This window comes from Lysobacter soli, from assembly GCF_009755585.1.
Taxonomy (GTDB): Bacteria; Pseudomonadota; Gammaproteobacteria; order Xanthomonadales; family Xanthomonadaceae; genus Lysobacter_J; species Lysobacter_J soli.
The window spans coordinates 2,925,917-2,940,275 of sequence record NZ_CP046603.1; the positions used below are offsets into that span (position 1 = coordinate 2,925,917).

The window sequence follows — 14,359 nt, forward strand, 5'->3', positions numbered from 1 at the left end:
GAATGCGTCGTCATGCACGGTCGTCAACCGCACGAATACTTCGTCGGCCGGAGAACGGCGAAGGCCCGCCTCCGAAAAGGCGGGCCTAGCTGGCGATATCCGGCGGGCGACCGCGATGGCCGCCCGCCTGGCGTGCTTGCGGACCGCCAATTACCAGCCGAAGCCCACCGCGGCACCGACCGACTGATCGTCCTGGGTGAACGCGCCGCCCAGGGTGAAGTTGGCCGAATCGCTGATCGCGTGCTGGTAGCCGACCGACAGCGCCACTTCGCCGTTGACCACGCCGGTGCCCACCGCCGCACGATCCTGCGTGTGCAGGCCGGCGAGCGAGGCCGACATCATCGACATCGCGCTGTTCATCGCGCCCATGCTGTCGATGCGCTGGTCCTGCACGTTGAAGCGGTCGTCCATCTCGCCGTGCAGCGCGTCGAAGCGCGAGTCGGTGTACGAACGGGACTGCTCCAGCACTTCCGTGTTGCCCTGGACCATGCGCTGGTTGAGCGTGGCGACATTGCTTTCCACGTTCGTCACGCGACCGTCGATGGTGGTGACGTCCGAACGCAGGTTCGTCACGTCGCCTTCGGTCTTCGTCTGACGCTGGTCGAGCGTGGCGACGTCGCCCTCGGTCTTCGTCTGGCGCTGGTCGAGGTTGGCGATGTCGCCTTCGTTCTTCGTGGTGCGTGCATCGACGCCCGCGATGGCCGACTCGTTGGCGGCCACGCGCTCGTTGGTGGCGTTGAGCTGCGAACCGTTCACGGCCTGCTTGCTGGTCGCCGAGACTTCGCCGTCGGCGACGCCGCCGAGCTTGCGCTCGCCCTGCGTGCCGGCGATGTTCACCTCGGTGCCGTCCTTGTCGGCGGCGACCGTGATCACCTTGCTCGTCGCGTCCTGCTTCACCAGGCCGACTTCGCCGTTGCTGATCTGCTGGCTCAGGTTGGACACGTCGCCTTCCACGTTCGTCACGCGGTTGTCGAGGTTGCTGATGTCGCCCTCGTTCTTCGTGGTGCGGTCGTCGAGCGCCGCGATGTCGCTGGTGTTCTTGGCAATGTCGGAGGTGTTCTTCGCGATGTCCGACGTGTTCTGCGCAACCGAAGCCTCGGTCGCGTCGGCGCGCGTCTGCAGGTCGGCGATGTCGCTGGTGTTCTTCGCGATATCCGTCGTGTTCTTCGCGATGTCGCTGGTGTTCTTCGCGATGTCCGTCGTGTTCTTGGCGATGTCGCCGGCGTTCTTGGCGATGTCCGTCGTATTCTTCGCGATGTCGGTGGTGTTCTGGGCGACGGCGGCGTCGGTCGCGTCGGCACGGCCCTTCAGCGCGTCGATGTCCGACGTGTTCTGCGCGACATTCTGGTTGGTGGTGTACAGCTGCGAGCCGTTGATGGCTTCCTTGCTGGTCGCCGAGACCTCGCCTTCGGACACGCCCTGCAGCTTGCGGGTGCCGGCAGTGCCGGTGAAGTCGACGGCGGCGCCATCGGTGTCCTTGCCGACGGTGAGCTTCTGGCCGGCGGCCGACTGCTGCACCAGGCCGACCGTGCCGCTGCTGATGTTGTTCACCGTGGTCTGCAGCGACGAGATGTCATTGGCGTTGCTGGTCACGCGGGTATCGAGCGCGCCGAGCGCGGCGTCGACCTTGCCGAACGCAGTGCCGACGTCCGTCGCCGCGCCCGAGGAGCCGCCGATCGTGTTGGCGTTGGCGAGCGCGTAGCTCGGCGCGGTCACGTTGCCCGACGCATCCAGCGGGGAACCGAAGGCGGCCGCGATAGCGGTGTTGCTGTCGAACAGCTGGTCGCCGTTGATGGCATCCGCGCTGCCGCTGGCGACGTTCCCCGCGGCCAGGCCGGTGATCTTCGTCGAGTTCATCTCGAGGCCGCCGTGGAAGCTGGCGAGCTTCCAGGCATCCAGGTAGCCGCCGAGGTTCAGCGAGTCTTCGTTGCCGTTGACCGTGTCGCTGGCGTAGAAGACGGCGCGCTTGCCCGGATCGCCCTGCCCGCTTTCGCCCGTGCCGGCCGCGACGAGGCAGGTCCCGCTCGCGGAGGACGTGTGCAGGGTCGGCGAGTTCTCGTCCTGCAGGTACGTGCAGCCGATGGCCGATTCGTTCGTGCCCGCGTTGATCACGACCTTTGCCTGGGCATTGCCGACGGCGGCAAGCGCGACGACAGCGGTCAGCACGGCGCCGGCAGCGGACGCCTTCGTGCGGCCCTTGGCCATTTCGGAAGCCACGACATAACGGCCTGTGGCGGCGTTGAAAACGATGCGGAAGATCTTGTTCATGACATCACCTTTGAGAGTTGGAGGACGTTGGATGCGGTGTGCTTCGCAACGGCGGTGATGTTCGTGATCTGAGACTTTTGCTTACATCAGAGTTTTCTACAGACTGTGCATTTCGCCTTCGCGAGACGCGCTACAAGGGCTTCCGAAAGGAGCTTTCGGAATATTCCTACCCAACATCGCGCCGAATGGCCGCGCCTTCGGTGTTGGTCGGCCTGAGATGCGCAAGGAAAAGTTGTGCGCGGACGCCTCGGGTATTGCGCCGGCCATCAAAAAGGGCCATGCGACGCGCGTGCAGACGAGTCATGCACGACCCGCGCGACCTCGCCGGCGCGGCCAGGAATTCAGGGCCAACGCCTCACGTCACGCGAGCTCGTGCGGATCCCCTGCCCCGTCCACCGTCTCGTGACGTTTCTCCAGCGCTGCAACGACGGCCTGCCGCCTCGCGCCGCCGATCATCGCCGTGAGCCAGTCCTGCAGCAGGTCGGCCCACGCACGCTTCGCATCGGGATGCGACAACTCGTGATCCGCACCTGCGATCGTTCGCGTCGTGATGGACGACGCACGCACCAGTGCGCCACGGAAGCTTTCGGCGACCGGCTGCGGCAACACCTGATCGTGCTGCGAGGACACCAGCAGCACGTCGCCGCGGAACTGCGTCAGCGCCGTCAACGCGCGGTTGCCGTCGGGCGGCTGTATCTGCCGGCGGTACTCGTCCAGCGCGACGCGCGCTTCCAGTTCGTGCTTGGGCACGTTCCAGCCCTCGTCGGGATACAGCGCGGGCGCGCGCAGCGCGAGCCATTGCACGCGGCGCTGCGCGGTCAGCAACGTCGCGAGGTAAGCGCCGTAACTGAAACCGACGACCGCGATCGCGCGCTCATCGACATCGTCACGCGCAACAATGCAGTCGTAGGCGGCGAGCAGGTCACGCAGGTTGTCCTCGCGCGTCACGCGTTCGTGGCGCGGGTCGTCGCGATCGTGTCCGCGCAGGTCGACGGCCAGCACCACGCAACCGACCGCGACCGCGTCGCGCACGTGCCCCAGGTCGAACTCCTGCGTCCCGTTCCAGCCGTGTACGAAGATGACGGCCGGTAGCGCGGGTTGCGGCACTGCCAGCGTCGCGCAGAAGTGGTCGTCGTCGACGCGGATGCGCCGCGATTCCACGCGTACTTCCACCGGCGAAGCGGCCTGTGCCGAGGCCGCTTCGGCGCACGTCCGCTCGCTGTCGATGTCCGCCTCATTCATGGCCGGATCGTCGCGCCGGGCTCGTGATCCCCTCGTCGGCGAGCCGCCGGCGCGCCTCCATGGCATCGCGACTTTGCATCACGCGGCCTTGAAGAACGCCGTCATAAGGTCGATGCCTAGCCAGCACGAGCAGGCCGGGGACGCGCCCATTCATGCGCCTTCCCCGAGCGGCGACGGCGTCCCTCAGAAACCGAACCCATGAAGATCGCGCAGATTTCACCCTTGTACGAAGCGGTCCCGCCGAAGCTGTACGGGGGAACCGAACGGGTCGTGGCACACCTCTCGGATGCACTGGTCCAGGCCGGACATGACGTCACTCTGTTCGCGGCCGGTGACGCGAACACGCGGGCGACGCTCGCGCCGATGCGCGACCAGGCCATCCGGCTCGACCCAGCGCCGCTGAAGAGCGACCTCGCCGCGCACCTGGCGATGCTCGACGAAGTGCGACAGCGCGCCGATGAATTCGACATCCTGCATTTCCACATCGACCTGCTGCATTTCCCGTTCTTCCAGGACATGCCGTGGCGCACGCTGACCACGCTGCACGGTCGGCTGGACCTGAAGGATCTTCCGGAAGCGTATGCGTGCTGGCCGCAGTTCCCGCTGGCGTCGATCTCCGACCATCAGCGCCGGCCGATCCCGTCGGCGAACTGGGCGGGCACGGTGTACCACGGCATGCCGCCGGAGCAGTACGAGTTCAGCCCGACGCCGCGCGGTGGGTACCTGGCCTTCCTCGGCCGCATCTCGCCGGAAAAACGCGTCGATCGCGCCATCGAGATCGCACGCCGCGCCGGCCTGCCGCTGCGCATCGCGGCGAAGGTCGACACGGTGGATCGCGCGTACTTCCACGACGAGATCGAACCGCTGCTGTCGACGCCGGGCGTGGAATACATCGGCGAGATCAGCGACGAGCAGAAGAGCGATTTCCTTGGCGGCGCGGTCGCGCTGCTGTTCCCGATCGACTGGCCCGAACCGTTTGGCCTGGTGATGATCGAGGCGATGGCCTGCGGCACACCGGTCATCGCGTGGAACTGCGGCTCGGTGCCGGAAGTGCTCGACCACGGCGTAACCGGCGTCATCGTCGACGGCATGGACCAGGCGGTGGACGCCGTGCAGGCCGTCGCACGCTACGATCGCGGCCGTATCCGCGCGCGATTCGAACAACGCTTCTCGTCCGCCGCGATGGCTCGCCGCTACGTCGAGCTGTACTGGCGCGTGCTCGAACAGGGCGGCACGCGCATCCGCCTCACCGCATGATCGACGGCAGCCGCACGCCAGCGACGCCGCGCGCCACGGAGGGCGCACCGCTCCACCCCACTTCATCGACGGGCTGACCATGGATCCCGCCGCTGCCGCGACCTTGTTCTCAAGTTACGTCCTGAAGGACGGCGACACGTTCCTCATCGCGAACGGTTCGGGCGACGTCGTCGGCGAAGGCGATGGCCAGTTCCACAACGACACGCGCGTGCTCTCGCGTTTCCGCCTCACGCTCGGCGACACGGCGCCGGCGCTGCTCAGTTCGATGGTCTCGCGCGACAACGTGTTCTTCGTCGCGCACCTGACCAATCGCGCGCTTCCGCCGCTCGGCGGCGACGCGACGCCGCATGGCCTGGTGCACATCAAGCGCACGCGATTCCTCTGCGCGGACCGGTTGTTCGAGCGCGTGGCGCTGACGAACTACGGCACCGACGGGGTGCGCCTGCACCTCGCCTTCGATTGCGATGCCGATTTCCGCGACATGTTCGAAGTGCGCGGCACGCATCGCGCGGCGCGCGGACAGCAGCTGCCGCCGCATCCGCGCGAGGATGGCCTGACCTTCGGCTACGTTGGACTCGACGGTGCGCCCTGCCGCGCGTCGATCGTGTTCTCGCGCGCACCGCAACGCCTCGACGACGGGCGACTCGCGTTCGACATCACGTTGCCGCCGCGTGGGCGCGACGAGTTGTACCTGGAAGTGAGCGCCGACGACGACCCGCCGCCGGCCACGCGTTCGCGCTATCGCGCCGCGGCGAGCGTCGCGCGCACGCGCATGCGTCGCAGGCAGCGGCGGCTGTCGCGCGTGCGCAGCGAGGCGCCGCTGTTCAATTCATGGATGGAACGTTCGCGGGCCGATCTTGCGCTTCTGACGAGCGAACTCGACACCGGCCCGTATCCGTACGCGGGCATTCCGTGGTTCTCCACGCCCTTCGGTCGCGATGCGGTGATCACCGCGCTGCAGACGCTGTGGCTGGATCCGCAGCTCGCGCGCGGCGTGCTCGCCTTCCTCGCGAAGAACCAGGCGAAGGAAGAGTCGTCGTTCATGGATGCCTCGCCGGGCAAGATCATGCACGAGACGCGCAAGGGCGAGATGGCGCGTCTTCGCGAACTCCCGTTCGGCCTGTACTACGGCGGCGTGGATACGACGCCGCTGTTCCTCGTGCTCGCGTCGGAATACGCGCGCCGCACCGGCGACGTCATCTTCATCCGCAGCATCTGGAACGAGCTGAAGGCCGCGGCAGCCTGGATCGAACGCGTGTGCGACGCGAATCCGCTGGGGTTCCTCGATTACGCGCGTGGCGAAGCGACGGGGTTGGCCAACCAGGGGTGGAAGGACAGTTTCGACTCGGTGTTCCATGCCGACGGACGTTCGCCGCAAGGCCCCATCGCACTCGTCGAAGTGCAGGGTTACGTCTTCGCCGCGATGCGCGGCATGTCGCGACTGGCACTGGCACTGGGCGAGGACGACTCGTCGAAGCAATGGCTGTGGCGTTCGGAACGCATCGCCGAAGCGGTCGAGCAGCACTTCTGGATGGAATCGGGTTTCTACGGCATCGCGGTCGATGGCGAGAACGCGTTGTGCGCGGTGCGCGCGAGCAATCCCGGCCACCTGCTCTACATGGGCCTGCCGAAGCACGCACGTGCGCAGGCGGTCTCGGCGCAGCTGATGTCGCAGGACTTCTTCAGCGGCTGGGGCATCCGCACGCTCGCCGTCGGCGAGGCGCGCTACAACCCGATGTCGTACCACAACGGCTCGGTGTGGCCGCACGACAGCGCACTGTGTGCGGCGGGCCTGGCGCGCTATGGCCAGCGCGAGGCGTCGGTGCGATTGCTGCGTGCGGCGTTCGAGGCGGCGGTCGGATTCGACATGCGGCTGCCCGAGCTGTTCTGCGGCTTCCCGCGCGTGCCCGGCGGCGCGCCGGTGGCGTATCCGGTCGCCTGCTTGCCGCAGGCGTGGGCAGCGGGATCGGCGTTCATGTCGCTGCAGGCGTGCCTGGGCATCGAGATCGATGGACCTTCCGCGGAAATCGTGCTGGATCATCCGCGCCTGCCCGCAGGTGTCGAGGAGCTATCGATCCGGAATCTGACCCTCGGCGAGCGACGCGCGCACCTGGTGCTCAAGCGCGTGGCCGATCGCGTGGCGGTGTTTGTGGAGGGGCCGGATGCGGCGGGGGTGGTGGCGAGGGTGCGGGGGTGAGGTAGGTTGCTGACGCGGCCCTGCCACGTATCGTGCCTGGTGGGTTGCCGCTCGCTTACGCCGAGCAAATGCAGGATCAAAAGCTTCCGCTCGTAAACGAGCGGGTTACTTTTGTTTCGGCAAAAGTAACCAAAACCATCCGCTCCTGACGCGATCCGCCGCTACGCGACGGTGCCCTGCGCTCCTTGGCAATCAGGGGACGTCGCCCAAACTCGCTGCGCTTCGCTCCGCTCAGACAGTGGGCGACTCTTCGCCCCTGATTGCCTCCGGTGCTCGGCTCGCTTTAAGTCGCTGGGAGATCAAAAGCGCATACAACGGCAGCGGCAGCGGCAAGCGGAAAGGGCGATGGCGGGTCAAAAATATCGTCATCCCGGCGAAAGCCGGGATCCAGGCCAGGAGTGCTTGGGCACTCCTTCCACGTTGACCCATTCCCACGTCATTCCAGGGAACGCTGGGATCCATTTGCTTCTGCCGCCGCGTTATGGCGACGAGCATTGCGAGCGCCAACGTACTCGCCCGCCCCGACCCTCACCCCAACCCACTCCCGGCGGGAGAGGGGCTAAAGCGCGCCGTCATTTCAGCCGAAGCTGGAATCGATTTGCTTTTGCTGCCGCGTTTGGCGACGAGCATTGCGAGCGCCAACGTAATCGCTCGCCCCGCCCCTCACCCCAACCCCTCTCCCGGTGGGAGAGGGGCTAAGGCGCGCCGTCATTACAGCGAAGCTGGGATCCATTCCGCTGTTGCCGTTGCTGTTGCTGTTGCTGTTGCTGTTGCTGTTGCTGTTGCTGTTGCTGTTGCTGTTGCTGTCGAACAGCCTATTCGTTGCTAGCCCCGTAGGGCGCCGCACAGGATGTGCGGCGCTGAGCGCTGAGCCATGGATGGCGAATCGCGAACGCGCCTACTCGCTTTCCGGTCGTGGGATTGATTGTCGGGGAACTGCCCTTTCTTTTGGTTACTTTTCTTTGGGCAAGCAAAGAAAAGTAACCCGAGCGCCGCAGGCGATCGGAAGCTTGGCTAGTGATTCTTCTTCGCTCTCACGGGCTTCGGGGAAAGCATGGAAAGTCCATGGATTCCCGCCTTCGCGGGAATGACGAGCAAGGGCAAGAGCAAGAGCAAATTGCAAGATCGAGATGGAATCCCAGCTTTCGCTGGGATGACGAGTGTGGTTCACCAGCGTCGGAATGCCTGCACGCTACGGGCCTGGGTCCCGGCTTTAGCCGGGATGACGCTGGTGTGATTCAACGTGGTTGGAGTGCCCGACCGTCTTTCGCGGCATGGACCTCGCGAATATTCGGGCCGACGTCCCGACCTCCCGACCTCCTCCAGAACCACAGCAGCCTAAGCCGCCTCCCGCGCCCGCAGCGCGACTTCCACCGCGCGGAACACCGCACTCATCTGCAGCGGCTTCTGCAATACGGCGGCGACCGCATCGGACGGCAGCGCGTCGTGGCGGAGCGGATCGGCCGGGTCGCCCAGCGTGATCACCGGGCCATCGAAGCCCGCATCGCGCAGCGCCAGCAACAGGCTGACGGCGGAGAGCATCAGGATGTCGCTGTCGATGATGGCCACCGATGGCAGGCCTTCGCGAGCGAGCAGACGCAGCGCCGCAGCGCCATCGACCGCGATCTGCGGCTCGTAGCCCTGGCTGTCGAGCGCGTTCGCCAGCAGCGACAGGCGCGTGCCATCGCCATCGACCAGCAGGATGCGCTGGCCATTGCCCACGGCGAAACGCTCGCCGGCGGCATCGCCATCGGCACCGGGCGCGCGCAGCGGCAGGTGCAGTTCGAACGTCGTGCCCTGCCCGACTTCGCTTTCCACCACGATGCGGCCCTGCAGCGAATCGACGAAACGCTTGCACGACATCAGCCCGAGCCCCGTGCCGTCGGGCTTGGTGGTGAAGAACGGCGTGAACAGCCGCGCTCGTGTGTTCGCATCCATGCCGCAGCCGCGGTCGGAAATGCGGATGCACAAGTGATCGCCGCCCTCGCGCGTGACGCGTCGCGCGGACAGCCGAAGTTCGCCGCCTCGTTCCCTCATCGCCTGCACGCCGTTGAGCGCGAGGTTCACCAGGCACTGCTGGAATTCGATGTAGTTGCAGCGGATGACGAGGTCTTCCTCCAGCGGCTCGCACACCAGCTGGATGTCGCGCGGCAGCGTGCCCTGCAGCAGCAACTGCACCGCCTGGAAGAGCTGCGCGACGGCGACGTCCTCGCTCGCGCGATGCGAGCCACGCACGAAAGCGAGCATGGATTCGGCCATCTCGTGGCCGCGCCGCCCGCTTTCGGCGATCAGCGACGACAGCCGATGGATGTTCGGATCGTCGCTGTAGGAGTTCAGCAGATCCGGCACGATCAGCAGCGGTTGCAGCACGTTCCGCAGGTCGTGGCTCAGGCCGGCGGCCAGCATCGCGAGGCAATCCAGGCGCTGCGAACGCATCAGCTCCTTTCCGGCAAGCTCGCGCTCGCGTGCGTTGCGCGCTTCGCGCACCGCGCGCGCCACCGCGTTGGGCAGACGCGCGGGATTCTGCTTGAGCACGTAGTCGTTCGCGCCGCGATGCAGCGCGTCGACCGCCGTTTCCTCGCCGATGGTGCCGGAGACGAAGATGAAGGGCAGCTCGGCATCGCGCTCGCGCAGGATGCGCAGCGCTTCCATGCCGGAGAAACCCGGCAGCGACAGGTCAGACAGCACCACGTCGAAGCGCTCGCGGGCGAGCGCCTCGCGCAGCGCGGGCTCGCTGTCGACGCGATGGAACCGCGCCTGCAGCCCGGACTCCAGCAACTGCTCGCTGAGCAGTTCTGCGTCCTCGCTGCAGTCCTCGACCATGAGGACGCTCAGCGGACCCAGCGTCGATGGCGTCCCGTTGGACTGCATGCTCAGACCGGCTGTTGTCCAGCGCGCTCGGGCGCCTGGTTGATGACGGCCCAGAACGTGCCGAGCGTCTTCACCGCCTGGAAGAACTGATCGACATCGACCGGCTTGACCACGTAGGCGTTCACGCCCATGTCCCAGCTGCGGGCCAGGTCGCTTTCCTCGCGCGAGGACGACAGGATGACCACCGGCAGGCAACGCAGGTGATCGTGCTCGCGGATGGCCTGCAGGACTTCCAGGCCGTCCATGCGCGGCATCTTGATGTCGAGCAGCAGCACGGCCGGCATGCCCTCGGCCCGATCGGCGAATTTGCCGCGACGCAGGAGGTAATCCAGCGCCTCGACGCCGTCCTCGACGTGCACGATGGGATTGATGAGGTTGGCCTCACGCAGGGCGTCGATCGCCATTTCGGCGTCGGCCTGGCTGTCTTCGGCGAGGAGGATGGTGCGGTAGTCGGTCATGCGGCGGTTCGCTCGTAAGTGGGCGCATCCAGCGCCGCGGGAAGGGTGAAATGGAAGGTGGTGCCGGCATCGGGCGCGGATTCGGCCCAGATGCGGCCGCCGTGGCGCGCGAGCACGCGGCGCACGCTGGCCAGTCCGATGCCGGTGCCGGGGAATTCGGTGGCCTTGTGCATCCGCTGGAACACGCCGAACAGCTTGCTCGCGTACGCCATGTCGAAACCGGCGCCGTTGTCGCGCACGCTGAATTCGTGCGAGCCGTCGTCGAGCATGCGATGGGCGACCTCGATCGTCGCGACGTCCCGGCGCGAGGAATACTTCACCGCGTTGCCCAGCAGGTTGGTCCACAGCTGGCGCATCATGTTTTCGTCGGCGACCAGGATCGGCAGCGGCGCGATGCGCCATTCCACGCGCGGCGCCCGCGCTTCGGCGCCGGCATCGAGCATCGCGCGCGTTTCGGCCACGACCGACTGCATGTCCACCGCCTGCAGGCGCAGTGCGCTGCGACCCAGGCGCGAATACACCAGCAGGTCGTCGATCAGCTGCGACATGCGTCGCGCCGAACTGCCGATGACGTCCAGGTAGTGGTGCGTCTTCTCGTCGGCGCTTTCGGACAAATGGCGCGCGAGCTTGTCGGAAAAACCGGCGACGTGGCGCAGCGGCGCGCGGAGGTCGTGCGAGACCGAATAGCTGAAAGCCTCCAGCTCGCGGTTCACTTCCGATACCTGCTCGACCTTGCCTTCCAGCTGTCGGTTGAGTTCGGCGATCTTCTGGTTGGTGGCTTTCTGCGCGGAGACGTCGGAGATCGTCATCAGCACGACGTGGTCGTCGACATCGGGCAGCGGCATGCGGCGCGCGTTGAGCAGCACCGTGCGCGACGGACCGTCCGGCTGCTTCTGGTCCTGTTCGAAGTCCCACAGCTCGCGGCCGCGCTGGAGCACGTCGCGCAGGCGCTGGCGCAGGACCGGATCGTCCCATGCACCGTGGCCGATGTCGGACAACGACAGCGACACGCCATCGCCCTCGATGCCGTACATCTCGGCGAACGCGGCGTTGTGCATCACGATGCGCTGGTCGTCGTCGAACAGCACGATCGGCTCGCGCACCGTCTGCAGCACCGCCATCGCGCGGGCGCTGGCCTGCGTGGAGCGTTTCTCGGCGTTGATCCGGCTGGAGATCTGCCGCCCCAGCAGGAGCATCACGATGCCCATCAGGACCAGCTGCGCGGTCATCGCGGCCCAGCCGAGCCATGTGGCGTGGCGGCGCTGCTGATCGGCGTCGAAGTTCCGGCGCGCCAGCAGGTCGCGTTCGTTCCTGCGCATTTCCTCCAGCGCCGGGCGGATCGCGAAACGATCGGCCAGCGGCGCGAGGATCTGCGCGCTGTGGGCCGCACCGCCGCTCGCCGTATCGCGCAGGAGCTCGTCCATGACGTCCATGCGGTTCTCGACCAGCTCGCGCAGGCGGCCGATCAGCACCTGCTGCGCGGGGTTGTCGGCGGTGAGCACGGTCAGCCTGTCGAGGTTCGGACCGATGGCGGCCTTGCTTTCGGCATAGCGCTGGCGCGTCAGCGGCCGGTCGTGGCCCAGCGCGATCGACATGGCGGCCGATTCGGCGTCGCGCACGCTCAGCGCGAGCGAGGCCACGGATGCCTCCACCTCGTGCGTGTGCGACACCGCGTCCGCCGCCGCGAGGTTCTGCTCGGACAGGCGCTGCAGCAGCAGGAAGGGCGCGACCATGATCAGGACGATGCCGGCCGCCAGAAGCGGCAGCCTCCATCGTCCCCACGGGATGCGAGTCGTGACTGGTTCCATCTTTCCCCGGTACCGGCGAATGGCCCGCCGGCAAACTGATTCGAGACGCGCAGCTTCACTGCATGCGCGCCTGAACACGCGCCGTGAAGCGCGCCGATGCTAGCCGATGGCGGCGCGTGCGTCAGGTGAAGGCCGCGTGCGGCGCTTTGCCGTATCGGGTCGGAGCGTCGCGCCGCGGCGGCGCAAGGGCCGGGCTTCACTTGCCGTCCTCGCCCGGTGTGGTCACCTTTGCACCCTGGAAACACCGTGGACCCACGCCATGAGCAAATTCCATCGCGACCACGAGGGGCTGCCCGAGGCCGACACCCGCAAGGGCGAGCTGCGCAAACCCGACGACCGCGACGATCAGCCCGGACAGGGCGCGGACCTCACCCCACCGCTGCGAGACACCGCGCTGGACGCCGAGTACGACCTGCCCGACAACGGGACGCCCTCGCAGGCCGAGCGTTGATCGCAGGACGTGGCGTTTTGCACGGAAATTTAACGGCGGGCGCACTAGGCTCGTCGCCGCACAGGGGGAAGTGACATTGGTCGACGCGATTCCCACGCCGCGTGATACGGGCGTGGACTTTGGCGATGTATCCGTTCGCGGGCTCGACGACGAGTCCCGCCAGTTCGCGCTTCTCATCGGAAGCGTGACGGACTACGCCATCTACATGCTCGACCCCAACGGCGTCATCCGCAGCTGGAACCCCGGCGGCGAACGCATCAAGGGCTACACCGACCGCGAGATCGTCGGCCAGCATTTCTCCCGCTTCTACACGCCCGAGGACATCGTGCGCGGCGAACCGCAGCGCGGCCTGGAAGCGGCGCGCACACAAGGCAAGTTCGAATCGGAAGGCTGGCGCCTGCGCAAGGACGGCACGCGTTTCCGCGCCAGCGTGGTGATCGACCCGATCTGGCAGGACGGCGAACTGATCGGTTTCGCCAAGGTCACGCGCGATGTCACCGAGCGCTACGAGGCGATGCTGCGCCTGCAGGCCGCGCAGAAGGCGCTGGCCCAGTCGCAGAAGCTGGAGGCCATCGGCAAGCTCACCCTGGGCCTGGCGCACGACTTCAACAACCTGCTGACGGTCATCGTCAACAGCCTGGACCTGATCGGCCTGAAGAACACGCAGGATGCGCGCACGCTGGAGTGGATCGAAGCCGCACAGCGCGCCGCCGATCGCGGCACCCTGCTCACCCGGCAGCTGCTCGCGTTCGCGCGCGGCCAGAACCTGGCGCCCGAACCCCACGACATCAACGACCTGCTGTCGCGTTCGTCCGAGCTCTACCGCCGCGCATGCGGTGCGTCGATCCGGTTCGAGTTCGACCTGGCCGACGACGCCCCGCCGCTGGAAGTGGATGCCGCGCAGTTCGAGGCCGCCGTGCTCAACCTGGTCGCCAACAGCCGCGACGCGATGATGCCCGGCGGCGGCACGATCACGGTGCGCACGCGCCGCACGAAATGCACGCGACCCGAAGCGCCCGACGAGGGCGATCGCGAGTACGTCGTGGTCGAGGTGATCGACGACGGTTCGGGCATGAGCAGCGAGGTCGCGGAACGCGCTGCCGAGCCGTTCTTCACGACGAAGGAAATCGGCAAGGGCAGCGGCCTGGGCCTGAGCCAGGTGTTCGGTTTCGCCGCGCAATCCGGCGGTTTCGTGCTGCTGCAGAGCGAGCCCGGCCAGGGCACGCAGGTGCGCATCCACCTTCCCGCACAACTGGCGCCCGGGGGCGACGCCGCGAACGGAGAACGAACCGATGTCTGAGGTACGCGTCCTGCTGGTCGAGGACGAGGACGATCTGCGCCTGCTGATCGGCGAAGCGCTGCGCATGACCGGATACCGCGTCAGCACCGCCGCCGACGGCCCGCAAGCCGTGACCGCGATGGAGCGCGAGGCGTTCGACGTCGTGGTCAGCGACGTGAGCATGCCCAACGGGATGTCGGGGATCGAGCTGTCCGACCACGTCGCGCGATTGCAGCCGCACGCGCGGGTGATCCTGGCATCGGGCTTCGCGCGCGCGCAGCTGCCGGCGCTGCCGGGGAACGTGATCTTCCTGCCCAAGCCCTACCGTATCCCGCAACTGCTGGCGCTGCTTCCCGAGCGCGCCGAGCCGGGCGATGCGCCGTTACCCGCGTGAAGACTGAAGTTGTGCCCGCTTCGGCCGATATCGAAAGGTGATGCCGATGTAACCGTGTCCGCGCAGCGATGCGCTCACAACGTTGTCACCGTCGGACGCACTGAATAGAACGCACCGAAAGGTCCCGGACCGCT

General features: G+C 67.0%; 10 protein-coding genes. 5 read left to right on the forward strand and 5 right to left on the reverse strand.

Translation table 11 applies throughout. From position 1 onward, the window contains the following. Window positions 1–150: 150 nt before the first annotated feature. Window positions 151–2,268 (reverse strand): ESPR-type extended signal peptide-containing protein, encoded by a 2,118-nt coding sequence (locus tag GOY17_RS13325; protein ID WP_157030762.1) that lies wholly within the window; start codon window positions 2,266–2,268, stop codon window positions 151–153. A gap of 360 nt (window positions 2,269–2,628) precedes the next feature. Then, window positions 2,629–3,510: an alpha/beta hydrolase family protein gene (locus GOY17_RS13330; RefSeq protein ID WP_157030763.1), complete on the reverse strand. Its 882-nt coding sequence runs from the start codon at window positions 3,508–3,510 to the stop codon at window positions 2,629–2,631. Window positions 3,511–3,780: 270 nt separating this feature from the next. Here GOY17_RS13330 and GOY17_RS13335 point away from each other — a divergent pair, with 270 nt between their 5' ends. Then, on the forward strand, window positions 3,781–4,767 hold the full coding sequence (locus tag GOY17_RS13335) for a glycosyltransferase family 4 protein (RefSeq protein ID WP_232338431.1): 987 nt from the start codon (window positions 3,781–3,783) through the stop codon (window positions 4,765–4,767). Between the two features lie 79 nt (window positions 4,768–4,846). Continuing rightward, entirely contained in the window at window positions 4,847–6,964 is a 2,118-nt protein-coding gene (locus GOY17_RS13340; protein ID WP_157030765.1) for an amylo-alpha-1,6-glucosidase, read from the forward strand. Between the two features lie 1,338 nt (window positions 6,965–8,302). On the opposite strand, the gene GOY17_RS13350 is transcribed toward GOY17_RS13340, so the two are convergent. Genes GOY17_RS13350 through GOY17_RS13360 form a run of 3 tightly spaced genes read right to left on the reverse strand, consistent with a single transcriptional unit; the run spans window position 8,303 to window position 12,101 of the window. Next, window positions 8,303–9,835, reverse strand: coding sequence for a response regulator (locus GOY17_RS13350; protein ID WP_232338432.1), 1,533 nt, complete (start codon window positions 9,833–9,835; stop codon window positions 8,303–8,305). A gap of 2 nt (window positions 9,836–9,837) precedes the next feature. Further along, window positions 9,838–10,293: a response regulator gene (locus GOY17_RS13355; RefSeq protein WP_157030767.1), complete on the reverse strand. Its 456-nt coding sequence runs from the start codon at window positions 10,291–10,293 to the stop codon at window positions 9,838–9,840. Then, on the reverse strand, window positions 10,290–12,101 hold the full coding sequence (locus GOY17_RS13360; RefSeq protein WP_157030768.1) for a sensor histidine kinase: 1,812 nt from the start codon (window positions 12,099–12,101) through the stop codon (window positions 10,290–10,292). The genes GOY17_RS13355 and GOY17_RS13360 overlap by 4 nt, the downstream gene beginning before the upstream one ends. Window positions 12,102–12,360: 259 nt before the next feature. Between GOY17_RS13360 and GOY17_RS13365 the strand changes: the two genes are divergently transcribed. From GOY17_RS13365 to GOY17_RS13375, 3 genes are all read left to right on the forward strand, one after another. Continuing rightward, the gene (locus tag GOY17_RS13365) at window positions 12,361–12,552 is read left to right on the forward strand and encodes a hypothetical protein (RefSeq protein WP_115844862.1); all 192 of its coding nucleotides are present in this window, start codon (window positions 12,361–12,363) and stop codon (window positions 12,550–12,552) included. A 112-nt stretch (window positions 12,553–12,664) separates the two neighbouring features. After that, complete coding sequence (locus GOY17_RS13370; protein ID WP_232338610.1) at window positions 12,665–13,852, forward strand: two-component system sensor histidine kinase NtrB; 1,188 nt, start codon at window positions 12,665–12,667, stop codon at window positions 13,850–13,852. Beyond that, window positions 13,845–14,225 (forward strand): response regulator, encoded by a 381-nt coding sequence (locus GOY17_RS13375; RefSeq protein ID WP_115844860.1) that lies wholly within the window; start codon window positions 13,845–13,847, stop codon window positions 14,223–14,225. The genes GOY17_RS13370 and GOY17_RS13375 overlap by 8 nt, the downstream gene beginning before the upstream one ends. Window positions 14,226–14,359: the final 134 nt, after the last annotated feature.

Coding starts and splice junctions, on each gene's coding strand:
- GOY17_RS13340 (WP_157030765.1), top strand. CDS start 4,847: ATGGATCCCGCCGCTGCCGCGACCTTGTTCTCAAGTTACGTCCTGAAG.
- GOY17_RS13360 (WP_157030768.1), bottom strand. CDS start 12,101: ATGGAACCAGTCACGACTCGCATCCCGTGGGGACGATGGAGGCTGCCG.
- GOY17_RS13325 (WP_157030762.1), bottom strand. CDS start 2,268: ATGAACAAGATCTTCCGCATCGTTTTCAACGCCGCCACAGGCCGTTAT.
- GOY17_RS13355 (WP_157030767.1), bottom strand. CDS start 10,293: ATGACCGACTACCGCACCATCCTCCTCGCCGAAGACAGCCAGGCCGAC.
- GOY17_RS13365 (WP_115844862.1), top strand. CDS start 12,361: ATGAGCAAATTCCATCGCGACCACGAGGGGCTGCCCGAGGCCGACACC.
- GOY17_RS13330 (WP_157030763.1), bottom strand. CDS start 3,510: ATGAATGAGGCGGACATCGACAGCGAGCGGACGTGCGCCGAAGCGGCC.
- GOY17_RS13375 (WP_115844860.1), top strand. CDS start 13,845: ATGTCTGAGGTACGCGTCCTGCTGGTCGAGGACGAGGACGATCTGCGC.
- GOY17_RS13350 (WP_232338432.1), bottom strand. CDS start 9,835: ATGCAGTCCAACGGGACGCCATCGACGCTGGGTCCGCTGAGCGTCCTC.